The sequence below is a fragment of the Brevundimonas sp. UBA7664 genome (assembly GCF_002483305.1).
In the GTDB taxonomy this organism is placed as follows: domain Bacteria; phylum Pseudomonadota; class Alphaproteobacteria; order Caulobacterales; family Caulobacteraceae; genus Brevundimonas.
On the sequence record NZ_DLHQ01000026.1, the window covers coordinates 19,539 to 42,041 of the forward strand.

At 68.9% G+C, this 22,503-nt stretch carries 26 protein-coding genes, 3 tRNA genes and 1 pseudogene; 14 read left to right on the top strand and 16 right to left on the bottom strand.

Going from position 1 to position 22,503, the window contains the following annotated elements; genetic code table 11:
- Positions 1 to 28 precede the first annotated feature (28 nt).
- From B2742_RS05995 to B2742_RS06005, 3 genes are read right to left on the bottom strand one after another with little or no spacing between them, the layout of a single operon-like run.
- Positions 29 to 472, bottom strand: coding sequence for a flagellar basal-body protein FlbY (locus tag B2742_RS05995; RefSeq protein ID WP_292064060.1), 444 nt, complete (start codon positions 470 to 472; stop codon positions 29 to 31).
- Positions 469 to 774, bottom strand: a complete 306-nt coding sequence (locus B2742_RS06000) for a rod-binding protein (RefSeq protein ID WP_292064062.1) — start codon at positions 772 to 774, stop codon at positions 469 to 471. The genes B2742_RS05995 and B2742_RS06000 overlap by 4 nt, the downstream gene beginning before the upstream one ends.
- A complete protein-coding gene (locus B2742_RS06005) occupies positions 774 to 1,880 on the bottom strand; it encodes a flagellar basal body P-ring protein FlgI (protein ID WP_292064063.1) in 1,107 nt (368 codons plus the stop codon). Before B2742_RS06005 ends, B2742_RS06000 begins: the two co-directional genes overlap by 1 nt.
- A gap of 183 nt (positions 1,881 to 2,063) precedes the next feature.
- On the opposite strand from B2742_RS06005, the gene B2742_RS06010 reads away from it, so the two are divergent.
- The 4 genes from B2742_RS06010 to gltX all read left to right on the top strand — a co-directional run bounded on the left by B2742_RS06010 (position 2,064) and on the right by gltX (position 5,030).
- Entirely contained in the window at positions 2,064 to 2,489 is a 426-nt protein-coding gene (locus B2742_RS06010; RefSeq protein WP_292064065.1) for a flagellar assembly protein FliX, read from the top strand.
- Between the two features lie 185 nt (positions 2,490 to 2,674).
- Positions 2,675 to 3,106, top strand: coding sequence for an RNA polymerase-binding protein DksA (gene dksA / locus B2742_RS06015; protein WP_292064067.1), 432 nt, complete (start codon positions 2,675 to 2,677; stop codon positions 3,104 to 3,106).
- 71 nt (positions 3,107 to 3,177) lie between these two features.
- Positions 3,178 to 3,615, top strand: coding sequence for a hypothetical protein (locus tag B2742_RS06020; protein WP_292064069.1), 438 nt, complete (start codon positions 3,178 to 3,180; stop codon positions 3,613 to 3,615).
- 65 nt (positions 3,616 to 3,680) lie between these two features.
- The gene (gene gltX / locus B2742_RS06025; RefSeq protein WP_292064070.1) at positions 3,681 to 5,030 is read left to right on the top strand and encodes a glutamate--tRNA ligase; all 1,350 of its coding nucleotides are present in this window, start codon (positions 3,681 to 3,683) and stop codon (positions 5,028 to 5,030) included.
- A 78-nt stretch (positions 5,031 to 5,108) separates the two neighbouring features.
- Here gltX and B2742_RS06030 read toward each other — a convergent pair whose 3' ends face one another.
- Complete coding sequence (locus B2742_RS06030) at positions 5,109 to 5,405, bottom strand: CC_3452 family protein (protein WP_292064072.1); 297 nt, start codon at positions 5,403 to 5,405, stop codon at positions 5,109 to 5,111.
- Positions 5,406 to 5,533: 128 nt separating this feature from the next.
- Positions 5,534 to 6,136, bottom strand: coding sequence for a TIGR00730 family Rossman fold protein (locus tag B2742_RS06035; protein WP_292064074.1), 603 nt, complete (start codon positions 6,134 to 6,136; stop codon positions 5,534 to 5,536).
- A gap of 81 nt (positions 6,137 to 6,217) precedes the next feature.
- Here B2742_RS06035 and B2742_RS06040 point away from each other — a divergent pair, with 81 nt between their 5' ends.
- Entirely contained in the window at positions 6,218 to 6,973 is a 756-nt protein-coding gene (locus B2742_RS06040) for a hypothetical protein (RefSeq protein WP_292064076.1), read from the top strand.
- A gap of 135 nt (positions 6,974 to 7,108) precedes the next feature.
- Here B2742_RS06040 and B2742_RS06045 read toward each other — a convergent pair.
- Positions 7,109 to 7,183 (bottom strand) — tRNA-Asn (locus B2742_RS06045).
- Positions 7,184 to 7,253: 70 nt separating this feature from the next.
- On the opposite strand from B2742_RS06045, the gene B2742_RS06050 reads away from it, so the two are divergent.
- Together B2742_RS06050 and B2742_RS06055 are read left to right on the top strand one after the other, a co-directional pair.
- Positions 7,254 to 8,057, top strand: a complete 804-nt coding sequence (locus B2742_RS06050; protein WP_292064078.1) for a TrmH family RNA methyltransferase — start codon at positions 7,254 to 7,256, stop codon at positions 8,055 to 8,057.
- 90 nt (positions 8,058 to 8,147) lie between these two features.
- On the top strand, positions 8,148 to 8,270 hold the full coding sequence (locus B2742_RS06055; protein ID WP_292064080.1) for a hypothetical protein: 123 nt from the start codon (positions 8,148 to 8,150) through the stop codon (positions 8,268 to 8,270).
- 21 nt (positions 8,271 to 8,291) lie between these two features.
- Here the strand turns inward: B2742_RS06055 and B2742_RS06060 are convergent, their stop codons facing one another.
- From B2742_RS06060 to B2742_RS06080, 5 genes and pseudogenes are all read right to left on the bottom strand, one after another.
- A complete protein-coding gene (locus B2742_RS06060; protein WP_292064083.1) occupies positions 8,292 to 8,717 on the bottom strand; it encodes a hypothetical protein in 426 nt (141 codons plus the stop codon).
- An 18-nt stretch (positions 8,718 to 8,735) separates the two neighbouring features.
- Complete coding sequence (locus B2742_RS06065; RefSeq protein WP_292064086.1) at positions 8,736 to 9,083, bottom strand: hypothetical protein; 348 nt, start codon at positions 9,081 to 9,083, stop codon at positions 8,736 to 8,738.
- A 107-nt stretch (positions 9,084 to 9,190) separates the two neighbouring features.
- Positions 9,191 to 9,460 (bottom strand): hypothetical protein, encoded by a 270-nt coding sequence (locus B2742_RS06070; protein WP_292064733.1) that lies wholly within the window; start codon positions 9,458 to 9,460, stop codon positions 9,191 to 9,193.
- A 163-nt stretch (positions 9,461 to 9,623) separates the two neighbouring features.
- Positions 9,624 to 9,746 (bottom strand): annotated as a pseudogene (locus B2742_RS06075) (LuxR C-terminal-related transcriptional regulator); the annotation flags it as partial.
- Positions 9,747 to 9,870: 124 nt separating this feature from the next.
- Positions 9,871 to 9,944: transfer RNA gene (locus B2742_RS06080), tRNA-Cys, on the bottom strand.
- Positions 9,945 to 10,083: 139 nt separating this feature from the next.
- On the opposite strand from B2742_RS06080, the gene B2742_RS06085 reads away from it, so the two are divergent.
- The 5 genes from B2742_RS06085 to B2742_RS06105 all read left to right on the top strand — a co-directional run bounded on the left by B2742_RS06085 (position 10,084) and on the right by B2742_RS06105 (position 16,699).
- Positions 10,084 to 10,713, top strand: coding sequence for a protein-L-isoaspartate O-methyltransferase family protein (locus B2742_RS06085; protein WP_292064088.1), 630 nt, complete (start codon positions 10,084 to 10,086; stop codon positions 10,711 to 10,713).
- Positions 10,714 to 10,842: 129 nt separating this feature from the next.
- The gene (locus B2742_RS06090) at positions 10,843 to 12,324 is read left to right on the top strand and encodes a TolC family outer membrane protein (RefSeq protein WP_292064090.1); all 1,482 of its coding nucleotides are present in this window, start codon (positions 10,843 to 10,845) and stop codon (positions 12,322 to 12,324) included.
- A gap of 174 nt (positions 12,325 to 12,498) precedes the next feature.
- Complete coding sequence (locus B2742_RS06095; protein ID WP_292064091.1) at positions 12,499 to 13,110, top strand: DUF2497 domain-containing protein; 612 nt, start codon at positions 12,499 to 12,501, stop codon at positions 13,108 to 13,110.
- A gap of 137 nt (positions 13,111 to 13,247) precedes the next feature.
- The gene (locus B2742_RS06100) at positions 13,248 to 15,965 is read left to right on the top strand and encodes a valine--tRNA ligase (RefSeq protein ID WP_292064095.1); all 2,718 of its coding nucleotides are present in this window, start codon (positions 13,248 to 13,250) and stop codon (positions 15,963 to 15,965) included.
- Positions 15,962 to 16,699, top strand: a complete 738-nt coding sequence (locus B2742_RS06105; protein ID WP_292064097.1) for a TlyA family RNA methyltransferase — start codon at positions 15,962 to 15,964, stop codon at positions 16,697 to 16,699. The genes B2742_RS06100 and B2742_RS06105 overlap by 4 nt, the downstream gene beginning before the upstream one ends.
- 230 nt (positions 16,700 to 16,929) lie before the next feature.
- On the opposite strand, the gene B2742_RS06110 is transcribed toward B2742_RS06105, so the two are convergent.
- Positions 16,930 to 17,568, bottom strand: coding sequence for a glycine zipper 2TM domain-containing protein (locus B2742_RS06110; RefSeq protein ID WP_292064099.1), 639 nt, complete (start codon positions 17,566 to 17,568; stop codon positions 16,930 to 16,932).
- A gap of 155 nt (positions 17,569 to 17,723) precedes the next feature.
- Between B2742_RS06110 and B2742_RS06115 the strand changes: the two genes are divergently transcribed.
- Positions 17,724 to 18,968, top strand: coding sequence for a class I SAM-dependent RNA methyltransferase (locus B2742_RS06115; protein WP_292064100.1), 1,245 nt, complete (start codon positions 17,724 to 17,726; stop codon positions 18,966 to 18,968).
- A 3-nt stretch (positions 18,969 to 18,971) separates the two neighbouring features.
- Positions 18,972 to 19,379 carry a hypothetical protein gene (locus tag B2742_RS06120; protein WP_292064101.1) on the top strand — a complete coding sequence of 136 codons (408 nt, stop codon included), beginning with the start codon at positions 18,972 to 18,974 and terminating at the stop codon, positions 19,377 to 19,379.
- Here B2742_RS06120 and B2742_RS06125 read toward each other — a convergent pair.
- The 4 genes from B2742_RS06125 to B2742_RS06140 form a co-directional block, all read right to left on the bottom strand.
- A complete protein-coding gene (locus B2742_RS06125; RefSeq protein ID WP_292064102.1) occupies positions 19,376 to 19,777 on the bottom strand; it encodes an endonuclease domain-containing protein in 402 nt (133 codons plus the stop codon). The genes B2742_RS06120 and B2742_RS06125 overlap by 4 nt on opposite strands.
- On the bottom strand, positions 19,767 to 20,903 hold the full coding sequence (locus B2742_RS06130; RefSeq protein WP_292064103.1) for a PA0069 family radical SAM protein: 1,137 nt from the start codon (positions 20,901 to 20,903) through the stop codon (positions 19,767 to 19,769). Before B2742_RS06130 ends, B2742_RS06125 begins: the two co-directional genes overlap by 11 nt.
- Before the next feature lie 152 nt (positions 20,904 to 21,055).
- Positions 21,056 to 21,140 (bottom strand) — tRNA-Leu (locus B2742_RS06135).
- 53 nt (positions 21,141 to 21,193) lie between these two features.
- Positions 21,194 to 22,417 (bottom strand): hypothetical protein, encoded by a 1,224-nt coding sequence (locus B2742_RS06140; protein WP_292064104.1) that lies wholly within the window; start codon positions 22,415 to 22,417, stop codon positions 21,194 to 21,196.
- Positions 22,418 to 22,503 lie beyond the last annotated feature (86 nt).

Sequence of the window (22,503 nt, forward strand, 5' to 3'; positions counted from 1 at the left end):
ACCGCCTCGACGAAGACGATTAACGAAATCAGGCTTGGCGGTTGAAGGCCACGGCGCGGCCGTCGCCGGCGTTGGCCTTGCCCGAGGCGCCGTAGGCCGAAGGGCTGCCGCGCTGGCCGGCGACCTCGGCGGCGATGGTGCGGACCAGGCCCTCGGAAATGGTGCGCGCCGCCTCGACCGCGCGGGCGTGGCGCGACAGCACGGCCTCGAAGGCCTCGGTGGCGCGGATCAGCGCGGCGCGGTCCGCGGCGGGGGCGGCGGCGATCGAGGCAGGATTGGCCTTCACCTGCGCCGACTCGCGGCGATAGGCGTTGGCGAGGTCCTGGGTCGCGGCCATGGAAGCCGCGGCGTCCTGCGGCCGGTGCGATTCGAACACCCGTGACTCCTCGCTCAGACGGTCGGTCAGGCGGGTGGTCAGGTCGGTCAACTGGCGGACGCGGGCGGTCGCGTTCAGCGTGGCGGCGTCGGTCATTGACCCTGCTCCTGCATCTTCAGCATCTGGGCGACGACCTGATCGGCCAGGCCGATGCCCCCCGCGCGGACGGTCTGTTTGGCCATGGCCTCGACGAGGAAGCCGCGCCAGGTGCCCTCGGCCTCGCCGCCGCCGAACGGGGCCTCGGTCGACAGGCCATCGAACATCGGCTTGAGCATCTGCGACAGGAAGGAGGCCTCGAACGCCTCGGCCGTCTCGCGCATGCGGGCGGTGACGACGGAGGCGGGCGCGACGGCGGCCGGCGGGGGCAGGGCGCCGGGGGCTGTGATCGGGTCGCTCATCACATCACCTCGATTTCGGCCTGCAGGGCGCCGGCGGCCTTGATGGCCTGCAGGATGCTGATCATGTCGCGGGGGCTGACGCCGAGGGCGTTGAGGCCGTTGACCAGGGTGGACAGGGAGGCGCCGCCGCCGACGATGCGCATCTCGCGGCCCAGCTCCTCCTCGACCGCGACATCGGTCTGGGGCAGGACGACGGTCTCGCCGCCGCGGCTGAAGGGGGTGGGCTGGCTCGCCTGCGGGTTCTCCTGCACCGAGATGGTCAGATTGCCCTGGGCGATGGCGACCGTGGAGACGCGGACGGCGTCGCCCATGACGATGACCCCATTGACCTCGTCGATGATCACCCGGGCGGGCGAGTCCACCATGACCTCGAGGTTCTCGACCCGGCTGATGAAGCCGGCCATGCCCATCTGGCCCGGGGCGCGCAGGGCGACGACGGTGCCGTTCTCGGCCAGGGCGGAGTTCGGATAGACCTGGTTGATCGCGGCGGCCATGCGTTGGGCCGTGGTGAAGTCGGGATTGCGCAGGGTCAGGCGGACCTCGGTCATATTGGCGAGGTGAAAGCCGGTCTCCAGCTCGACCGTGGCGCCCGAGGCGATACGGCCGGCGGTGGGGACGCCGCGCGTGACCGAAGAGCCGGAGGCGCCGCCGCCCGACACCGCGCCGGTCTGGATCGATCCCTGCGCCACCGCATAAACCTGACCGTCGGCGCCCTGCAGGCTGGTGACGAGCAGGGTGCCGCCCAGCAAGCTCTTGGCGTCGCACATCGAGGCGACGTTGACGTCGATACGGGAGCCCGGGGTGGCGAAGGGCGGCAGTTCGGCCGTCACCATGATGGCGGCCATGTTCTTGGAGTTGGCGTTGGCCCCGCGGATGTTGACGCCGAGACGCTCGGTCATGCCCTCGAGCGACTGGCGGGTGAAGGGGCAGTTGCGCAGGCTGTCGCCCGTGCCGTTCAGTCCGACCACGAGGCCGTAACCGACCAGCTGGTTGGAGCGGACCCCCTCGATCGCGGCGATGTCCTTGATGCGCGACTGGGCCAGGACCGGGGACGCGAATCCGGCCAGGGCGGCGGCGGTCAGGAGCGAGGCGAGCAGTTTCTGCATAGGCGGGGCGTCCACGGACTGTTGCATCCCCTGTCATGCGAGGGACGTGCCAGTGGAAATCTTCTATAAAAACAGTCGAAAGGTGCTCGCGGGGCGGGGCGGCAGCGGCAGAAACTGCCGGGCCGTTAACCAAACGGTGACGGGGGCCACCGATGTTCGGCTGATGTGCTGGAGTCGCTTTCCATGAAGGTCACAGGCCCATCCGGACCGTCGTCCGCCCAGGGGACCCGAGCCGCGCGCCCCGGCGCCGGTTTCTCGGTGCCTTCGGCCGGCGCCGCCGCTTCCGCCGCCGCCGCGAGCCCGGCCTCGGCCCCGGCCGGCGTGGCCAACGTTTCGGCCCTGATGGCCCTGCAGGGGGTCGAGGACGTCACCGAACGCCGCCGGCGCGCGATCCGGCGCGGCGGCGGCCTGCTGGACCGGCTGGAAGAGCTGAAGCTGGCCCTGTTGCAGGGCGAGGCCGGCGAGGGCGCCCTGGAGCGGCTGACCCGCACGTTGCGCGAGGAACGGCCGATCGATGCGGACGCGGGCCTCAACGCGCTGCTGGACCAGATCGATCTGCGGGCCGCGGTGGAGCTGGCCAAGGCGGATCTACGCCGCAGTGCAGCATAAGCCTTCGTAATCCCTTGCGAAAATCGGTTGGGCGAGCCTCGAGTGATGAAGAAATGTCACGCTCGCCGCAGGACTGTCAGCTTCAGCGGTCACGCTCGCGCGAGCGTTGTTGCCGCGACTCTTCGTCATCCCTATAGGCAGGGCTGCGCCACAGGGGGGCGCTGTTAAAGACCGTGAGTGCGATTATGACCGCATTGGCGTCTGTGATCGTCGAGCCGGCCGCGTACAGGCCGTCCGACGACGAGCCGTTCATGAACGAGCGGCAGCTCGCCTACTTCAAGGGCAAGCTGATGGACTGGAAGGATGACATCCTTCGCGAGTCCAAGGGGACTGTCGTCAACCTGAAGGCCGAGACGGAGAATCATCCGGATCTGGTCGACCGGGCGTCGTCGGAATCCGACCGGGCGCTGGAGCTGCGGACGCGCGACCGCCAGCGCAAGCTGATCTCCAAGATCGACGAGGCGCTACGGCGCATCGAGGACGGCTCCTACGGCTATTGCGAGGAGACCGGCGAGCCGATCAGCCTCGGACGGCTGGAGGCCCGCCCCACGGCGACGCTGTCCGTCGAGGCCCAGGAGCGGCATGAGCGCCGCGAGCGGGTTCACCGGGACGACTGACGCAACAGCGTTCATTCGACGTTCATTGACCCCGCGATCATCTGGCATGACGCGGGTCGGGGAGATCGTTGATGAAACGGTGGATGATCGGGGCCGGATTCTGCCTTCTGGCCGTCTCGGGGACGGCTGTTCAGGCCCAGGACAATGATGCCCCCGCGTCGGCCCCGGGATTTTCCTTCTGGGGGACCGGCAGCGGGGCCTATTTCTATCACAGGCTTTCCGGCGACTGCGCCACGGTGGACCACAGCCACGGCCGAAACGCCGCCTGGGGCCGCTGGATCATGCCGCTGGCCGCCGTTGTCGAGGATGGTCCGGAGGAGGCCGCCAGCGGCGCCGCCGTCCTGCGCTTTCGGTGCGTGGATGGATCAGAGTGCATCCAGCGCGGCCATCTCACCAATGTCACCGGGCAGGCCAGCGACCACGCCATCCCGTTCGAGACGATGGACAGGGCGCGCGCGTTCTCGCGGCAGGTCGCCGCGCTGAGGATGGCCTGCGAAGCCCCCGGTTGACCACGCCGCCTTGACTTCGCCGGGTTGGAGCGCGACCTAGCCGCCTCGCGTTTCAAGGTCTCTCCATGTCCGTCAAGGTCCGTTTCGCCCCGTCGCCGACGGGTAGGCTGCACGTCGGCAATGTCCGCACTGCTCTCGTGAACTGGATGTTCGCCAAGGGGCAGGGCGGCAAATTCGTGCTGCGCATCGACGATACCGATCTGGCGCGGTCCACGCCGGAGTTCGAACAGGGCATCGAGGATGACCTGACCTGGCTGGGCCTGGTCTGGGACGAACGCCACAACCAGTCGAAGCGGTTCGACCGCTATGAAAACGCCGCGGCGCGTCTGAAGGCGGCCGGGCGGCTTTACCCCTGCTACGACACCTCCGAGGAGCTGGACCGACGCCGCAAGGTGCAGCTGTCGCGCGGCCTGCCGCCGATCTACGACCGGGCCGCCCTGGCCCTGACCGAAGCGGAGAAGGCGGCGTATGAGGCCGAGGGGCGCAAACCGCACTGGCGCTTCAAGCTGGACGGCCGCCGCGTGGCCTGGGAAGACCTGTCGCGCGGTCATGCCGAGGTGGATACGGCGTCGATGTCGGACCCGGTGCTGATCCGCGAGGACGGGCTGTTCCTCTACACCCTGCCGTCGGTCGTCGATGACCTCGACATGGCCATCACCCATGTGATCCGCGGCGAGGACCATGTCACCAATACCGGGGCCCAGATCGAGATCTTCGAGGCGCTGATCGGCGAGGGCTGGGGCGGCCCGGTTCCGGCCTTCGCCCACATGCCCCTGCTGGTCGGCGAGGACGGGCAGGCGCTGTCGAAGCGGCTGGGGTCGCTGTCGATCGCCGAGATGCGCGATCAGGGCTATGAGCCGATCGCCATCACCAGCCACCTGGGCCGGATCGGCACCAGTGATCCGCTGGAGGTGGGGGAGTCCATCGACGCGCTCGGCGCCAGCTTCGCCTTCTCGAAAATGGGCCGGTCGCCGGCGCGCTACGACACCGCCGATCTGGATCGTCTGAACGCCCAGGCGCTGCACGCCATGCCGTATGCGGTGGCGCGGCCACGGCTGACGGATCTGGGCGCCGATTTGGGTGAAGCCTTCTGGAACGGGGTGCGTGGCAACCTTCAGAAGTTCGCTGATGTCATTGAAATGGCGACTATCGTTCGAGGTCCGGTCACGCCGTTGATCGAGGACCCGGCCTTCGCCGCGGCGGCGCTGGCGGCCCTGCCGGAGACCATCGACGAGACCCTGTGGCCGGTCTGGACGGCGGCGGTGAAGGAGGCGACGGGGGCCAAGGGCAAGGCCCTGTTCATGCCGTTGCGGATGATGATCACCGGCCAGCAGCACGGTCCGGACATGGCGACCCTGGCGCCGATGATCGGGCGCGAGCGGATCGTGAAGCGTCTGAGCGGCGAAACGGCCTGAGGCCTTCCACCGCGGGGTCTACGAAAAAGGGCCGCCCCCGGATCGGGGGCGGCCCTTTTCTGATCGTGCGTCGGCGGATCAGGCGTTGCAGGCGGCGATCTGTTCGGCCGACAGGACGTCGCCCTTGTAGCTGAACGACGACACGGCGCCGAAGCGGGCCACGACGCGGCGGCAGGCGCGGGTCGCGGGCTGGCTGGTGCCGCCGGTGGCGGTGCAGGATGCGCCGTCGCAGCGCCAGGTGGCGCCGTCGATGATGGTGCGGCTGGCCGGGGCGCGGGCGGCGTCGGCGAGGACAGCGCTGGTGGCGGGGGCCGAGGTCTGGGCGAAGGCGGGGGCGGCGGCGAACAGGGCCGCGGCGATGAGCAGAGCGCGCATGGGGGAGGTCTCCGGTTTGGGCGGGCGCGGTTATCCGCCCCGCATCGCCAGTGTCCGTTTTCATACGCAACTGTCAAGGTGCGTAGCTAAAAGAAACGGATCAACCCGGCTGACTGACCATTGATTACTTATCGGCGATCATGTTGCAAGTGCGGCATCTCGCCCGCGCCCTGCATGGCCTCGATCGCGGCCTCGACCGTGTCGCAGACGACCCAGGCCTGGCGGAAGCTGTCGGGGGTCATCCGCTCGGCGATGCTGTGCTCCATCACCGCCAGCAGGGGCTCCCAGAAGCCGTTGAGATTGAGGAAGATCACCGGCTTGGCATGCAGGTCCAGCCGCTTCCACGACAGCACCTCGATGACCTCTTCCAGGGTGCCGACGCCGCCGGGGGCGACCACGAAGGCGTCGGACTGGTCGTACATGATGGTCTTGCGCTCGTGCATCGACGGCACGATCAGGGTCTCGACGTCGTCGAACAGACGCTCGCGGCTGCGCAGGAAGCCCGGCATGACGCCCAGCACCCGGCCGCCGGCCGCGTGGGCCGCGCGGGCCGAGGCGCCCATCAGGCCGACGCCGCCGCCGCCATAGACCAGCCGCCAGCCGGCCGCCGCCGTCTGGGCCCCGAAGGCGCGGGCGGCCTCGGTGTAGGCCGGGTCGGACAGCTCCGAAGACCCGCAGAACAGGCAGACGGACTGACCGTCAAAAGGCTGGATGGCGGCAGGCGAAGACATGGGGCCTCGGGAACGGATGGGAGACAGCGGCCGTGCCGGCGCGCTATCTGGACCGCTACTCCTAGCGGTCGGAGGCATGCGATGAAACGGGCCATGTTCGACAAGGCGATTCTGGCGGTTCTGTTGTGCGTCGCGAGCGCCGCCTGTTCTCCGCCCGCCACGCCGGCGGCCGAGAAGCCCCGGGGCCCCGGGGCGGTCGAGGGCTGGACCCGTCCGCCGATGATCGTGTCGGTCCAGCGCATGTCGGGCGGCCTGATCTTCACCGGCCGGGCGGAGCCGGGCGCCCGCGTCGTGCTGCGCAGCGATTCGGGGCCCGCCTACGCCGCGGCGGCCGACGGCGAGGGACGGTTCGAGATTCGCATGACGCCGCCGGCGGGCGACCTGCTGCTGCGGCCCGAGACCCAGGTGGGCCAGGACGCGGTCCCGGCGCCGGAGCGGCTGCTGATCGTGGCCGGGGGGCGGGGGCCCGTGGCGATCCTGCGGGCGGGCGGCGCGACCCGGCGGTTGGACCGGGCGCCGGCGCTCGGCGCGGTCGACAGCGACGGGCGGATGCGGCTCGCCTCCGGGCGAAATTCCCCGGCCGACACGCCGGTCGACCTTCAGACCGGCGGCGAGACGGTTCAGGTGACTCCCGACACATCAGGCCGCTGGAGCCTGGTGCTGACCCCCGCGACGGGACCGGACGAGATCCGGGTCGGCGGGCGGACCTTCGCCTGGCCCGGCGACGGGGCGGCGGACGCGGCGCCGCGGGTCGAACGGGCCGGCGCCGGCTGGCGGGTGGTCTGGAGCGGCCCGGCGGGCGGGCGGCAGACGACATGGCTGCCCGACGCGGACTGAGAGGGTTTACGGACGGTTAACCAATTCACGGCATCGGAAGGATGTCTTCCTTCTCGAGGACACCCACCATCACCGAACTTCTTCAGCCCGGCGCTCGCGTCGGGCTTTTTTTCGATCTGCGATGAAGGGAAAGAGTGGCTCCGCGGGTAGGATTCGAACCTACGACCAGCCGATTAACAGTCGGCTGCTCTACCACTGAGCTACCGCGGAACACTTCCTCTCGGGAAGGCGGGCGCTATAGCAGCGCGAGTCAGACTGACGCAACGGGAAATATCCGATCTTGGCCGTGATCCGCATCGACGACCCCGAAGATCCGCGCATCGCCGGCTTCCGCGACATCCGCGAGCGGGACCTGACGGGCAGGCAGGGCCTGTTCGTGGCCGAGGGCGAGGTCGTCCTGAACGTGCTGACGTCGGACCGGTCCCTGTGCCGTCCCGTCGCGCTTTTGCTGGACCGCAAGCGGGTCGAGGGGCTGGCCGGCGTGCTCGCGCGCCTGGCGGAGGAGACGCCGGTCTATGTCGCCGAGCCGCCGGTGCTGGATGCGATCGCCGGCTTTCACCTGCATCGCGGCATCCTGGCGCTCGGCGAGAAGCCGCCGGTCCGGACCCTGGAGGCCAGCCTGGCGGAGATGGGGCCGGACGCCGTGGTGGTCGCGGCCTGCGGGATCGGCAACCATGACAACATGGGCGGCCTGTTCCGCAATGCGGCGGCGTTCGGGGCGGACGCGGTGCTGCTGGACGCGCAGTGCTGCGATCCCTTCTATCGCAAGGCGATCCGGGTGTCGGTCGGCGCGGTGCTGCGCACGCCGATGGCGGTCGGGCTCGACGCCCTCGCCATGGTCGAGGGTCTGAAGGCGGCGGGGTTCGAGGTCATCGCCCTGACGCCGGGCGCGCGCGAGCCTCTGGATCGCGCGCCGCGGGGAGGGCGGGTCGCCATCCTGCTGGGACCCGAGGGGCCCGGCCTGTCCCCGGAGGTCATCGCCCGCTGCCGGCCCGTCGGGATTCCGATGTCAGGCGGCTTTGATTCGCTGAACGTTTCGGTCGCCAGTGGAATTGCGCTGCATCATTTCTCCCGACGGGCGTGAATCGATCACGGTATTGCGATTAACGCTTTGTACACCTTGATGAACCGGCAAAGCTGTGTCGGTGTGTGGGCGTCCGGGGGGAGTTCAGTCATGTTCGGTGGGGTTTTCGTCTTCATTCACCGCAATGCGCGCATCGCGCTGGCGGTCGGGATCGTCGCGGCAGGCGTCAGCGCCGCCAGCGTCATCGGCTGGATCACTGCGCCGGTCGCCTGATCCCCCGCACACGCTGTCCGTTCAGTCCGCCGGCCCGGCTGCGGGCGCGGCCTTGTGCGCGCCCCAGATCACGCCCGAGATCAGGCACAGCAAGACCGCGTCGCCCCAGACATAGTAGGCCGTGACATAGGCCCACTGATCGAGCTCACGGAAGCGAACGAAGGCCAGGTGGTTGGCCATGAGCAGGAACTGGAACGCGGCCGCCCAGATCGTCCACTGGCGTTTCGAATAGAGGGCCAGATACAGCAGGAACAGCATGGTTGCGCCGTCGAGCCCGATGATGACCCAGGGCGGCTCGGCATGGTTGAACGGCGCGACGAAGGCCGTCCCGATCCAGACCAGGACCAGAGCGGCCGCCGTTGCGCGTTCCCACCCGCCGCCGCGCCAGAACGCGAGCGCTGCGGACACGATCAGCAGGCCCAGGGAAACCGCATAGATGGGCGACATATCCCCGGCATCGCCAAATCAGGCCACGAGCGCAAGCCCCACCGGCCGCGGGACGGGGTCTTCCAGCTTCTCCATGCCGCCCATCCGGACGCCGCGGTAGGAGGTCGACCGCTTTACATCCGCCAAGGCCTCGTGAAGCGCGACCATCGCGCGCTGGGCCCCGACCTGGGCCGCGACGGCGTCGGCGAGGGCGTCGAAGGCCGCCTGGCCCACCGTGGCCGAGAGACCGGCCTCGCGGCGGCTTCGCGTCAAGGACTGGGCCAGCTGGCCCAACTGGCTGACGGCCTCGTCCTGGCTGGCTTCGGCCTGGAACAGGTCCGACGCCAGGCGCGCGACAACGGCCGCTGCATGTTCGCTGCGTTTCATTGGCTCACCTATCTTGAGAGGCAGCGCGGATCAGCCGCCGTATCGGATGCCTTGCAGGATGAAGGCGAACCGCTCCGCACCTATGACGCTCGTCAGGGCCAGAACGGCTACTGCCGCAATGGCGAAGACGAACAGGATGCGGCCGAGGTGTTCATGTCCGATTCCACCGGCTGGAAGCCTGAGTCCAGCAAGGCTGCTCCAATGTGGAGTATCTCCCTGAACGTGCATTCGGGTGAGAGAAACGTCGCCTGTTTGCGCGTGCCTTCCACCAGATGCTGAACCATCATCCGTTTCATCGGCGTATCCGCCAGCGCCAGGAGCACCGTCTGCAGTTGCGCCCAGCTGATGTCTGGCACCCGTCCTTCGGTATCGGTCATGTGTCACCCCGTTCGCCCTGTCAGAGGACGCGCTGAAGGGGTCGGAAGCGATTGGGGCCGGTTCGGATACCGAGTCGTTCGGAACGGTTTGATCCGCGATCAGCAGCAGGGCGGCGTCGACGCGGCCCGACGCCTTCAGCTTGCGCGCGGCGTTCTCGCAATGGCGATCGACGGTGGCGGGCTTGATGCCGAGGCGGCGCGCGATCTGTTTGGAATTCAGATGGGCGTGGACGAGGCGCAGGCATTCACGCTCGCGGTCGGTCAGTCGGTCTGTACGGCTCGGCATACATCGCCCCCCGGCTCTCCGGAGAACCTTAACCACGGGCGTGAGGACACCGAAACGGGAATCTCGCACGCTGCGCGCAATCGGCGCTTGCCTACGCCGAAGGGCGTGTGGGACGAAATCGCGATGGAGGCCTGACCGAGAATCGAACTCGGGTGCAAGGATTTGCAGTCCTCTGCGTAACCACTCCGCCATCAGGCCCTGGGCCGTTTGGAACGGCCGCGCCATCGCGAGGGGCGTTCGCTATCAGATCGGATTGTCCCTCGCAACGCACAGACCTATAAGCGCGCCAGATTTCCCGGCCGCCGCCGGGCGCCCTCAGCCGCAGGATCGTTGCTCCATGGATTTCGCCGCAGCCCGCAAGGTCATGGTCGACAGCCAGATCCGCGTGAACGACGTCACCGACCGCGCCCTGCAGGCGGCGCTGCTGGCCGTTCCGCGCGAGCGCTTCCTGCCGCAGGAGCGGGCCTGGTCCGCCTATGCCGAGATAGAGCCCGAGATCGCGGGAGAACGCCGGCTGATGATGGCGCGCGACCTGTCGAAACTGCTGATGGCGCTGGACGCCCGGCAGGGCGAGACGGCCCTGGCCCTGGCGGCGCCCTATGCCGCGGCGGTTCTGGCGGAACTGGGCCTCGAGGTCACGGCCCAGGAATCCGACGCTGCCGTGTTCGAGGTGGTCGGCGAGGTTCTGGCGGAGGCGGGCGTCAGCACGGTCGTCGGCCCGCTGGCGGCGCCGACGGGCGGCGAGCATGACGTGATCATCTGCGAAGGCGCGATTCCCGGCCGGCCCGACGCCTGGCTTAAGGCCCTGAAGGTCGGCGGCCGGCTGGCGGTCGTCGAGCGGGCCGGGCCGGTGGGCAAGGCCGTGCTGTATGTGCGCGGCGAACAGGGTGTTTCCCGCCGCGAATTGTTCAACGCCGCGCCGCCGATGCTGGCGGAACTCTCGCCCGAACCTATCTTCGCGCTGTAGTTTCCCGAGGGCCGACGGACTTCACCGGCGGGCGCGTGAAAAAAACTTAACTGGCGTGGGCGCAAACCGTCCCCCATCAGACCTACGAGATATGAAGGGCGCGCCTCCCCGCGCCAGGCAGGAACAGACATGCTGAAACGTTCGCGCGCGCTCGCCTCGGTCGCCATCATCGCCGTCATGACCGGCATGGGCGCGCCCGCCTGGGCGGAAACGCTGCAGGAAGCCCTGGCGCTGGCCTATCAGACCAATCCCTCGCTGCTGGCCCAGCGGGCCAACCAGAGGGCGCTGGATGAGTCCATCGTCCAGGCGCGGGCCGGGCTTCGGCCGTCGCTCGACGTGACGGTCAGCGCCAACTATGCGCGCACCTACAGCGACTCGCTCGGGAACTCCGAAAGCGACACCGGCGGCGTCAGCCTCGGCCTGTCGCAGACCCTCTGGTCGGGCGGCCGCATCGGCCACGGCATCTCGGCGGCGGAGGCCAACATCCTGGCTGGGCGCGAGGACCTGCGCGACATCGAACAGACCGTCCTGGCCTCGGTCATCCAGGCCTATGCCGATGTGATCCGCGACACCGAAATCCTGTCCATTCGCGAGTCCAATCTGGGCGTGTTGCAACGCCAGCTGGAAGAAGCCTCGGCGCGGTTCGAGGTCGGCGAGATCACCCGCACCGATGTGGCCCAGTCCGAATCGCGGCTGGCCCAGTCCGAGGCCGACCTGGCCAACGCCCGGGCCCAGCTCTCGGTGTCCCGCGCGACCTATGCCGCGGTCGTCGGTCAGGCGCCGGGCGACCTGGCGCCGATGCCGGTGCTGCCGGGCATACCGACCGACTTCGACAACGCCCTCGATGTGGCCCTGCTCGACAATCCCGGCATCCGCTCGGCCGGCTACAGCCTGCGGGCGGCCGAGGCCAACGTCGCGGCGGCCAAGGCGGAGTACATGCCGTCGGCCCGGCTGACCGCTTCCTATGGCGGATCGGCCGGCGATCTCGGCAATCTGAACGACATCGCCGACGAGACGCGCTTCCAGGCCGGAGCCACCATCTCGGTGCCGCTGTTCACCGGCGGGCTGAACGGTTCGCGCGTCGCCCAGGCCCTCGAACGGGCCAATGCGGCCCAGATCAATGTCGAGGGCGAACGCCGCAGCACCCTGCAGGCCGTCAGCTCGGCCTATGCCCAGTCGATTTCGGCCCGGGCCACGCTCCAGGCGGGCGAGGAAGCCGTCCGCGCCGCAACCGTGGCCGCAGAGGGCGTGCGGCAGGAGGCCCAGGTCGGCCTGCGCACCACTCTCGACGTGCTCAACCAGGAGCTGGAGCTGCGCTCGGCCCAGGTCACCCTGGCCAGCGCCCGGCGCAATGAATACGTCGCCCAGGCCAATCTTCTGGCCTCCATGGGCCGGCTGGAAGGTCAGGATCTGGACGCCGCCATGACCGTCTATGACCCCGCCGCCAACTATAACCATGTGCGCAACCGCGGCGGTCTGCCGTGGGACGGTCTGGTCGAGACGATCGACCGTCTGGCCGCGCCGCCGGTCGTACCGGCCAATGACGCGGCCGATGCGCCGATCGATACCCAGCTGAAGTCCGAAGTCGTGCAGACCGCGCCTCGCGACTGATCCGGGACCGGTCGCCCGCGGGGCGACTCGCGGCGCTGTGTGTTAACCTGTGACGCGAAAACGCCCGTTGATTCCAGCGGCCTGAGATGCGACGACAGGACGTGGGAGGGGGCTCCTCTTCCGCGCCGCAATTGGACTTGAACGTGCGTTCGCCGCGCGCACCGGGGTTTCGACATGACCGATCAGACCGCCCAGGAACCGACGATGGAGGAAATCCTGGCGTCGATCCGCCGGATCATCTCCGAAGACGACGCCCCGGCTGAAACCGCCCCGGTCGCTGCCGCGCCCGCGCCGGACCCGGAGCCAGAACCGGTCGTCTCTCCGGCCCTGATGGACGAGACGCCGTCGATGGAAGAGCCGGCCGCGGATGACGACGTGCTGGAGCTGACCGACGCCTATGAGGCCCCTGCGGCCGAAAGCCTCGGCGACCTCGACATCTCGGCGGCCGAGCCGTTCCCGAGCGCGCCGGTCAGCGAGTCGGTCTTCACCGAGGAGCCGGTCGAGGTTCACACGCCCGAGCATCCCTCCATCCCGACGACGACCTACGACAGCCTGGTCGGCGACAGCGCCGCGGCCAGCGCCGCCTCGGCCTTCGCCGGTTTCGCCTCCACGATCAGGAAGCCCGAACCCATGGAACCCCCGACCGGAACCGGCCCGACCCTGGATGAACTGGCCCGCTCGCTGCTGCGGCCGATGCTGAAGGACTGGCTGGACGCCAATCTGCCGGCCATCGTCGAGGCCCAGGTACGCAAGGAAGTCGAACGCATCGCCCGCAACGCCGGCTGACTTCACCCGCGACCCGATCAAGGCTAGATCATTTCGGGGCGGCTCCAGTCGGGGCCGCCCTTTCTCTTTGTCTACCGCCCTCATGCAGCGACGCGCCGCGCGCGGAGCGGTAGGGAACCAAAAAAAGACCCTTCCCAATGCTCGACAAGACCTTTGACCCGTCCGCCGCCGAACCCCGCCTGTACGCGATGTGGGAGGCGAGCGGCCTGTTCGCGCCGAAGACCGACGGGGCCGCCGAAGCCTATTCGATCGTCATTCCGCCGCCGAACGTGACGGGGTCGCTGCACATCGGCCATGCGCTGAACAACACGCTGCAGGACATCCTGGCCCGCTATCACCGGATGCAGGGCAAGGCGGTGCTGTGGCTGCCGGGAACGGACCATGCCGGCATCGCCACCCAGATGGTGGTCGAGCGCCAGCTGGCCGCCGCCGGCAATGTCGGGCGGCGCGAGATGGGCCGCGAGGCCTTCGTCGAGAAGATCTGGGAATGGAAGGCGACCAGCGCCGGTTCGATCCAGAACCAGCTGCGCCGGCTGGGGTCGTCGTGTGACTGGTCGCGCGAGCGGTTCACCCTCGATCCGACGCTTCAGGACGCCGTGCGCAAGGTCTTCGTCCAGTTGCACAAGGAAGGCCTGATCTATCGCGACAAGCGGCTGGTGAACTGGGACCCGCATTTCCAGACCGCCATCTCGGACCTCGAGGTCGAGCAGCGCGAGATGGACGGGTCCTACTGGCATTTCGCCTATCCGCTGGCCGACGGCGTGACCTATGAGCACCCGGCGGCCTTCGACGACGAGGGCAAGGCCACGGAGTGGGAGACGCGCGACTATATCGTCGTCGCCACGACCCGGCCCGAGACCATGCTGGGCGACACCGGCGTGGCCGTGCATCCGGACGACGCGCGCTACGCGGGGCTGGTCGGCAAGTTCGTGACCCTGCCGATCGTCGGCCGACGCATTCCGATCGTCGCCGACGCCTACGCCGATCCGACCAAGGGCTCGGGCGCGGTGAAGATCACGCCGGCGCATGACTTCAACGACTTCCAGGTCGGCAAGCGGGCCGGGCTGGCGGCGCTGAACGTCATGGACGCCTTCGGCCGCATCACCGCCGCCGATACGCCCGACGTGCCCGCCGACTACGAGGGTATGGACCGCTTCGCCGCGCGCAAGGCCATCGTGGCCCGCGCCGAGGCTGAAGGCTGGCTGAAGGACATCGAGAAGACGCGCCACGTGATCCCGCACGGCGACCGCTCGGGCGTGGTCATCGAGCCGTGGATGACCGACCAGTGGTACGTCGACGCCCACACCCTGGCCCAGCCGGCCATCAAGGCGGTGGAGCAGGGCGACACGGTCTTCGAGCCGAAGTCCTACGAGAAGATCTATTTCGAATGGCTGCGCAACATCGAGCCGTGGTGCATCTCGCGCCAGCTGTGGTGGGGTCACCGCATCCCGGCCTGGTATGACGCCGACGGCAACATCTACGTCGCCGAGAACGAGGCCGAAGCTATCGCCCAGGCCGGCGGCAAGGCGCTGACGCAGGACGAGGACGTCCTCGACACCTGGTTCAGCTCGGCCCTGTGGCCGTTCTCGACCATGGGCTGGCCGGAGGACACGGAAGACCTGCGCCGCTTCTATCCGACGAGCGATCTGGTGACGGCTGCTGACATCATTTTCTTCTGGGTCGCCCGGATGATGATGATGGGGCTTCACTTCATGGATGAGGTTCCGTTCAAACGGGTCATCATCAATGGCCTGGTCCGCGACGAGAAGGGCCAGAAGATGAGCAAGTCGAAGGGGAACGTCATCGACCCACTGACCATCATCGACGAGCTCGGGGCCGATCCGCTGCGCTTCACCATGGCCATTCTGTCGGGCACGCGGGACATCAAACTGTCGCGCCAACGGATTGAAGGCTATCGCAATTTCGGCACCAAGCTGTGGAACGCCGCCCGCTTCGCCCAGATGAACGAGGCGCGGCGGGTCGAGGGCTTCGACCCGGCGGCGGTCGAGCAGACGCTGAACCGCTGGGTCCGGGACGAGCTGGTCAAGGCGGAGCGCGAGGTGGCCGTCGCCATCGAGGGCGGCCGGTTCGACGACGCCGCCTCGGCCCTCTACCGGTTCGTCTGGAACGTCTTCTGCGACTGGTATCTGGAACTGGCCAAGCCGGTGTTTACCGGCGCCGACGAGGCCGCCAGGGCCGAGACCCGGGCGATGACGGCGTGGACGCTCGACCAGACGCTGAAGCTGATGCACCCCATCATGCCCTTCATCACCGAAGATCTGTGGGACAATCTGGCGACGGAAGGCGCGCCGCGCGCCGAGGCCACGCTGATCGGCGCGGCCTGGCCGGACCTGCCCGACGCCTGGCTCGACGCCGCCGCTTCGGAAGAGATCAACTGGCTGATCCAGTCGGTCACCCAGATCCGCTCCAGCCGCGCCGAGATCGGCATCCCCCCCGGCGCCAGACTGACCCTGGCCCTCTACAATCCGTCGGCGGACGTGGCCGCGCGGTTCGAACGGCACGGCGATCTGTTGCGCGGCCTGGCCCGGCTGGAGGCGATCACCACGGTGGGCGTGCAGCCGGAGGGATCGATCTCGATCCTGATCGGCGGCGCCTCGGCCTTCCTGCCCCTCGCCGGGCTGGTCGACATCGGGGCCGAGCGGACGCGGCTGACGCGCGAGATCGCCGCCTTCGACAGCGACATCGACCATGTGAACAAGAAGCTGGGCAACCCGAACTTCGTCGGCCGCGCCGCGCCCGAGGTGGTTGAGGAGCAACGCGAGAAACTGGCCGAGGCCGAGGCTGGGCGGGCCAAGCTGCAGGCGGCGCTGGCGCGGCTGGACGCGGTGGGGTGAGCAAGACCCGGCTCGACCAGCTGCTGGTTGCGCGCGGTCTGGCCGAGAGCCGGTCGCGGGCCAAGGCGGCGATCGAGGCGGGCGGGGTGACGGTCGACGGCGCCCCGGCCCGGGCGGCGTCCCAGGCCGTGGGCGAGGATGCGGTCGTGTTCTATGCCGACGCCCACCGCTGGGTCGGGCGCGGGGCCCTGAAGCTGGACCACGCCCTGACGCTGTGGCCGGTGGCGGTCGAGGGGCGGACGGTGCTGGACATCGGCGCCTCGACCGGCGGCTTCACCGAGGTCTGCCTGTCACGCGGCGCGGCGCGCGTCTTCGCGGTGGATGTCGGGTCGGGCCAGATGCACGCGCGGGTGGCCGGCGATCCGCGGGTGGTCAATCTGGAGCACACCGACGCGCGGGACCTGGCGCCCGATCTGATCCCCGAGACCCCGGGCCTGATCGTCTGCGACGCCAGCTTCATCGGCCTCGCCAAGGTGCTGCCGGCGGCCCTGTCGCTCGCCGCGCCGGGCGCGGATCTGGTCACCCTGGTCAAGCCGCAGTTCGAGGCGGGGGGACCGGGGGGGACGAAGAAGGGCGTGGTCAGGGACTCCGCCGCGCAGCAGGCGGCGCTGACGTCGGTATCTGTATGGCTGGAAGGCGAGGGCTGGGCCGTGCAGGCGTCGGCGGAAAGCCCGATCACCGGCGCGGACGGGAATGTGGAGTTTCTCTTGTGGGCGAGGCGCGGCGGAGCCTGAAGCCCGTCGCCGGATCGCATGCGCTCAGCCTCCACCCCTCCACCATGCTTCGCATGGTCCCCCTCCCCATTGCATGGGGAGGAGACGAGACGCGCTCAAGCAGCGAGCGGCCGCGTCGCGAGCGATAGCGCCCCAAAAAGGAAAAACCCCCGGTGGATTGCTCCACCGGGGGTCTCCGTCACGTCGCCGATCGACAGGGGGGCTGAAAAATAATCGGCGACGCAATTCGGTCAGTAGCGGTCCGTGCAGGACTGCTCGTAGCGGGTGACGAGCCGGCCGTACTGGTCACGGGCGCGGACGGACACGGTGCGGCAGGCGCGGTCGTCGGTCCGGTAGCCGGAGCCGCGATCGTCATAGCGATCATCGTACCGGTCATAGGCCTGGGCGCGATCGTCGTAACGGTCCTGGTAGCCATAGGCGTTGTCGCCATAGCCGTATTGGGACTGGCCATAGGCGTTGTCGCGGTAGCCGTACTGCGACTGGCCGTAGGCGTTGTCGCGATAGCCGTACTGCGATTGATCATAGCCGCGGTCGCAATCGCGGGCGGAGGAGCCGCCGACGCTGGCGCCGACGATGGCGCCGAGCACGCCGCCGAGCACACTGCCCTCGGTGCGGCGGCCGTTGGCGGCGAACTGCGAACCAGCTACCGCGCCGATCGTGGCGCCGATGGCGACGCCGGCGCCCCGACGGTTGCTGCGGTCGCTGCGGCAATAGTCGCCGCCGTCCTGATAGGTGTCGTAGCCGCGGTCCTGGTAGCCGTACGGCTGGCCGTAGGATTGAGCCGAGGCCGTGGCGGGGGCCGCCAACATGGCGGCGGCGGCGAGGGCGGCGCCGGTTGCGGCGGTCTTCATGGAAAGACGGGCGAACATTGCGGAGATCCTGTCCCTGTTGGAGTTGGGAGCCGACCATCCGGCGCCCCTGCCTGTGTCTCGATATCTAGCGCGCCGAAACTGAACGGCCTTTGAGCGGGCCGTTCATCTTCGTTCAGGTTTCGCCAGACGCCGGGGCGCCCTAGAAGCGGGCGATGACGGAAACGCTGACCATCAGCCGCGTAGGCGGGCAGGGCGACGGGATCGCCGAAACCCCGGCCGGGCCGGTGTTCGCCCCCCTGACCCTGCCGGGCGAGACGGTGCGCGGCGAGGTCCGCGACGGGCGGCTCGAGGCGGTCGAGATCGTCGTCGCCAGCCCCGACCGGATCGCGCCCGTCTCGCCCCACTACGGCGACTGCGGCGGCTGTTCGCTGCAGCACTGGGCGGCCGGGCCGTATCTGGACTGGAAGCGGGAGCAGGTGCGGCTGGCCCTGGCGCGCGAGGGGATCGAGACCGACATCGAGGCGACCGTGGCCGTCCCGCCGGGCACGCGGCGGCGGCTGGCCCTGCATGCCCGGCGCGGCGAGGACGGGCGGGTCGTGCTGGGCTTCAAGGCGCGCAAGAGCTGGCGGCTGGTCGAGGTGACCGCCTGTCCGGTGGCGGATCCGCGGCTGGTCTCGGCCTTTCCGGCGCTGGCGCGGGTGGCGGAGGCCTTCCTGGAGCATCCGAAATCAGCGCCGACCCTGCATGTGACAGCGACCCTGACCGGGCTCGACGTCGACGTGACCGGGGTGGAGCGCCGTTCGGGCGGCCTGTCGCGCGATGCGCAGATGCGGGCCATCGAAGCCGCCGCCGCGGCCGGTCTGGCGCGATTGAGCCTGGCCGGCGAGACCCTGATGATGGAGCGTCAGCCGAAGGTCGCCTTCGGCCCGGCGACCGTGCCCCTGCCGCCGGGCGGCTTCCTGCAGGCCGTGCCCGAGGCCGAGGCGGCCATGGTTGCGCGGGCGATGGAGGCGGTGAAGGGGGCGAAGAAGATCGCCGACCTGTTCTGCGGGGCGGGGACCTTCACCTTCCCCCTCGCAACGATCGCGCCGGTGCTGGCCGCGGACGCCTCGGCGGCGGGGATTGCGGCGTTGAAGGCGGGGATCGGAACCGGGCCGGGGATGAAGCCGGTCACGGCCGAGGTCCGCGACCTGTTCCGCCGCCCGATGGCCCCCTATGACCTGCGCGGCTGCGACGCCGTGGTGCTGGACCCCCCGCGCGCCGGGGCGCTGGAGCAGACGCGGCAGATCGCCCCGTCGAAGGCGGCCGTGGTCGTCTATGTGTCTTGCAATCCGGTGACCTTCGCCCGCGACGCCCGGGTGCTGATCGACGCCGGCTTCCGGCTGGAGCGGGTCACGCCGGTGGACCAGTTCCTGTGGTCGGCGCATGTCGAGCTGGCAGCGGTGTTCAGGCGGTAGACGATGACCACGGACGATGACGCGCACGAAGAGGACGGCGGCGGTTTCGACGCCGAGGACTGGACCCGGCTGACGCCGTTCACCGGCGCGGTGGCGACCCTGGACGACGTTCAGGCGCGCCGGGCGGTGTTCGCCCTCGGCGACACGGACGATCCGCGCCCCATCGCCATGGACCTGCCGCAGCCGGTGATCTGGTGGGACGAGGACGGAGCGGGGCAGGCGGCCGTCGCGGTGCAGGCCGAAACCCATCTGGGGCCGGACGGCGAGGAGATGGAGGTCCTCGGTCTGATCCTGCCCGACGGAGGCGGGGCGGTGGCCCTGCTGGAGGATGTCGATCTGGTCGACGCGAGCGATCCGGCCTGGCGCGAGATGGTCACGAACGCGATCGATCCGGCGGCGGGGGAAGACTAGATTCGTCTTCCTTCCCCCATTTCGGGGGAAGGTGGGCGGCGAAGCCGCTCGGATGGGGGCTCTTTGGCGGCGTGACGGATCGCAGCCAGCACGTGGTTCGGTCGGGCGAGGATCTCCGAGTTCGAAAAGCGCAGAACCCGAAAGCCTTGTGAGGTCAGCCACCCATCGCGTTTGGCGTCGTCGAACGTCCGCAACGCATGGACGCCGCCATCGGCCTCTATGACCAACCGGGCCGACAGACAGGCGAAATCCGCCACATAGAACCCGATCGGGACCTGACGCCGAAAGCGAAGGCCATCGAGCGCCCTGTCGCGAACCAGCGACCAGAAGAACTCTTCCGCTCGGGCCGGTGTCCTGCGCAAGCGACGAGCCCGCTTGATCGTCCGTTCAGGCTGCATCCGGCAAGCCCCCATCCGACCCGCTTCGCGGCCCACCTTCCCCCGAAATGGGGGAAGGGAAGTCAAAGAGGTCGCCCTGCTTCTTCATATCCGCCGGAACCCGGAACTGCGTCTCATCCAGCGGCTTTCGCGGCGCGTCGAGGCCGTAGCGCTTCACCGCGCCCCTGAACCGCGTGGCGATCAGCTCGGCCACCGGTCCGGAACCCTTCATCCGGTGGCTCCAGTCGGGGTCGTAGTCGCGGCCGCCGCGGGTCTGGCGGATCAGGGACATGACGCGGGCGGCGCGGTCGGGCCGGGCGTCGGCCAGCCACTCTCGAAACAGATCCTTGATCTCGAGCGGCAGACGCAGGGTCACATACATGGCCGAGGTCGCGCCGGCCTTTGACGCGGCCTCGAGCACGGATTCCAGCTCGTGATCGTTGAGGCCGGGGATCACCGGCGCGAAGCCGACCGTGACCGGGCAGCCCGCCTCGGCCAGTCGCGAGATGGCCTCCAGCCGCTTCGCCGGCGTCGAGGCGCGCGGCTCCATCGCGCGGGCCAGACCACGGTCGAGGGTGGTGATGGAAACGCAGGCCGAGGCGAGGCCGGCCTGGCCCATCGGTCCGAGAATGTCGGCGTCGCGGCCGATCAGCACCGATTTGGTGATGATGCTGAAGGGGTGATTGAAGCGCCGCATCACCTCAAGGATCGAGCGGGTCGAGTTCAGCTCGCGTTCGACCGGCTGATAGGGGTCGGTGTTGCCGCCTATGTGGATGCGTTTGCAGACGTATCCCGGCTTGCAGAGCTCCCGCTCCAGCAGACGCGCGGCCTCGGGCTTGAAGAAGAGGCGGCTCTCGAAATCCAGGCCCGGGGATAGGCCCATGAAGGCATGGGACGGACGGGCGTAGCAGTAGATGCAGCCATGTTCGCAGCCCTTGTAGGGGTTGATGGACCGGTCGAAACCGATGTCCGGACTGGTGTTCCTGGCGATGATCGTCCGGGCGTGCTCGGGCGTCAGGGTCGTGCGCAGGGGCGCGGCCTCGACATCGTCGCCGGTCCAGCCGTCATCGAAGGCCTGCACGGTTTCCGGCTCGAACCGGCCGCTCGCATTCGATCGCGCGCCCCGTCCTTTCGCCGCCTCAGCCATTTCCGGACTGTAGCGGGAAGTGAGAACAAAGCAAGAACTTCTGCGCCGGCGGTCTTTAGCGCCAGGGTACGATCGAGATGTGGGGGCGGCCCTGCGTCGCCCGGCTACTTTTGGCGGGACCTGTCCGGCGAAGCCCGAAGGGCGAAACAGGATGGTGCGGATGAGAGGACTCGAACCTCCACGCCTCGCGGCGCCAGAACCTAAATCTGGTGCGTCTACCAGTTCCGCCACATCCGCTCAGGTCGGCGTGGTCTAGGCGAGACCGTGGGGTGGTGCAACGGTTGCGCCGGTCATTCCTGGTTCAGGCCGTCCCGGACTGGCTGCGGCGGAACGAGGGCTCGCAGCTCATCAATCCGCTCTTGCCGCTCAGCCGCGAGGGCCTCCGCCTCGTCCGCGCGCTTCTTTTCGATCTCGACCCGGATTTCAGCGGCCCGGGCCAATGCCGCGCTGCTCTGCGCCGCCTCGGCTGCCTTCGCGTTGCGGATCAGTTGGTCGAAAGCGGGACGGCCGGGGCCTGCGACGACGTTGGTCAAAACCTGACGCTTGGCCGGATCGGCCATGACGGCGTCGATCGTCTGGTCGAGGTTGCTGCCCAGCAGGCCTGCGACGTGGTCCTGCTGCGCCTGGGTCATGTTTTCTGAATCGCTGATCCGCCAGGCCAACGCGCCCAGAACGGCCGGGTTGTCGAGCGCGGAACGGTCCAGCGCGGCCACATTGACGCCGGGAATGCCGCTGAGCGCCGAGCCGAGCACCGCGCCATACTGTCGTGCGGCGTCCGCCTGTTGTGCGGGCGTGCCGCTGGGCGCGCTGCTGTCGATGGCGTCGTCAATCAGCAGCCGGATGCCGCGTGGTGTGCACTGGGCGGCGTAATCCTGGATCCAGCGTGAAGTCCTCGACCAGCGCAGGGTGGGGTCGCCCTGAGCCAATCCCGAGACGGCCGTCAACTTCTGGGCCTTTGCGTTGGCAACCAGGGGTCCGATCTTCCCGGGGGTCGGGCTGATCGTCACAAAGGTCTCGAGACTGTCGGCGGAGGCGTTGAAGAAGCCTGCGGCGGCGTTGAGGTAACCCAGGCTCTCGGTCGGCTCGCCGGCGAGGGCCATCAGCACGCCGACATAGTCGGCGACGGTATTGAACTGGGACCGGGTCCATCGGTTGGTGTCGCCCAGCTGTGCGAGCGACGCCAGATAGGCGTCGCAATAGGCGTCGATGATGAAGATGCTTCGGTCCAGATAGATGTCGATGTCGCGTTCGTTGAGGTTCCGGTCCGAGCTGCGGGAACAGGTTTCAGTCTGGCCGACGGTCCTGGGATTTCCGTTGTGGTCCACAAAGCCGTCGCAGTTGGGGACGTCGCGATGGGCGAGGGCGTTTCCCAGGCCGTTGAGATTGGCGCGACTGGCCGCGGCGAGCTGAAGGGCGGGGGACGGCGGGGGATCCACCGGCTTTTCGTTGAGGGCGCTGGCGGCTCTCTGCAACGTCCCGCATCCCGCCAACGCCGTGGACGCCAGCAGCGCCACGAGAATCCTGCCTGAGTTGTTCATTTTCGCCCCCACGATGATTGCGGGAATAGAATATCAACCAGGACGGGAGTCAATGGCGTATC

Coding starts and splice junctions, on each gene's coding strand:
- B2742_RS06030 (WP_292064072.1), bottom strand. CDS start 5,405: ATGCGCGCTCTGCTCATCGCCGCGGCCCTGTTCGCCGCCGCCCCCGCC.
- B2742_RS06110 (WP_292064099.1), bottom strand. CDS start 17,568: ATGTTCGCCCGTCTTTCCATGAAGACCGCCGCAACCGGCGCCGCCCTC.
- B2742_RS06070 (WP_292064733.1), bottom strand. CDS start 9,460: ATGACCGATACCGAAGGACGGGTGCCAGACATCAGCTGGGCGCAACTG.
- B2742_RS05995 (WP_292064060.1), bottom strand. CDS start 472: ATGACCGACGCCGCCACGCTGAACGCGACCGCCCGCGTCCGCCAGTTG.
- B2742_RS06090 (WP_292064090.1), top strand. CDS start 10,843: ATGCTGAAACGTTCGCGCGCGCTCGCCTCGGTCGCCATCATCGCCGTC.
- B2742_RS06055 (WP_292064080.1), top strand. CDS start 8,148: ATGTTCGGTGGGGTTTTCGTCTTCATTCACCGCAATGCGCGCATCGCG.
- B2742_RS06130 (WP_292064103.1), bottom strand. CDS start 20,903: ATGGCTGAGGCGGCGAAAGGACGGGGCGCGCGATCGAATGCGAGCGGC.
- dksA (WP_292064067.1), top strand. CDS start 2,675: ATGACCGCATTGGCGTCTGTGATCGTCGAGCCGGCCGCGTACAGGCCG.
- gltX (WP_292064070.1), top strand. CDS start 3,681: ATGTCCGTCAAGGTCCGTTTCGCCCCGTCGCCGACGGGTAGGCTGCAC.
- B2742_RS06020 (WP_292064069.1), top strand. CDS start 3,178: ATGAAACGGTGGATGATCGGGGCCGGATTCTGCCTTCTGGCCGTCTCG.
- B2742_RS06040 (WP_292064076.1), top strand. CDS start 6,218: ATGAAACGGGCCATGTTCGACAAGGCGATTCTGGCGGTTCTGTTGTGC.
- B2742_RS06060 (WP_292064083.1), bottom strand. CDS start 8,717: ATGTCGCCCATCTATGCGGTTTCCCTGGGCCTGCTGATCGTGTCCGCA.
- B2742_RS06035 (WP_292064074.1), bottom strand. CDS start 6,136: ATGTCTTCGCCTGCCGCCATCCAGCCTTTTGACGGTCAGTCCGTCTGC.
- B2742_RS06125 (WP_292064102.1), bottom strand. CDS start 19,777: ATGCAGCCTGAACGGACGATCAAGCGGGCTCGTCGCTTGCGCAGGACA.
- B2742_RS06085 (WP_292064088.1), top strand. CDS start 10,084: ATGGATTTCGCCGCAGCCCGCAAGGTCATGGTCGACAGCCAGATCCGC.
- B2742_RS06010 (WP_292064065.1), top strand. CDS start 2,064: ATGAAGGTCACAGGCCCATCCGGACCGTCGTCCGCCCAGGGGACCCGA.
- B2742_RS06000 (WP_292064062.1), bottom strand. CDS start 774: ATGAGCGACCCGATCACAGCCCCCGGCGCCCTGCCCCCGCCGGCCGCC.
- B2742_RS06115 (WP_292064100.1), top strand. CDS start 17,724: ATGACGGAAACGCTGACCATCAGCCGCGTAGGCGGGCAGGGCGACGGG.
- B2742_RS06005 (WP_292064063.1), bottom strand. CDS start 1,880: ATGCAGAAACTGCTCGCCTCGCTCCTGACCGCCGCCGCCCTGGCCGGA.
- B2742_RS06065 (WP_292064086.1), bottom strand. CDS start 9,083: ATGAAACGCAGCGAACATGCAGCGGCCGTTGTCGCGCGCCTGGCGTCG.
- B2742_RS06120 (WP_292064101.1), top strand. CDS start 18,972: ATGACCACGGACGATGACGCGCACGAAGAGGACGGCGGCGGTTTCGAC.
- B2742_RS06095 (WP_292064091.1), top strand. CDS start 12,499: ATGACCGATCAGACCGCCCAGGAACCGACGATGGAGGAAATCCTGGCG.
- B2742_RS06100 (WP_292064095.1), top strand. CDS start 13,248: ATGCTCGACAAGACCTTTGACCCGTCCGCCGCCGAACCCCGCCTGTAC.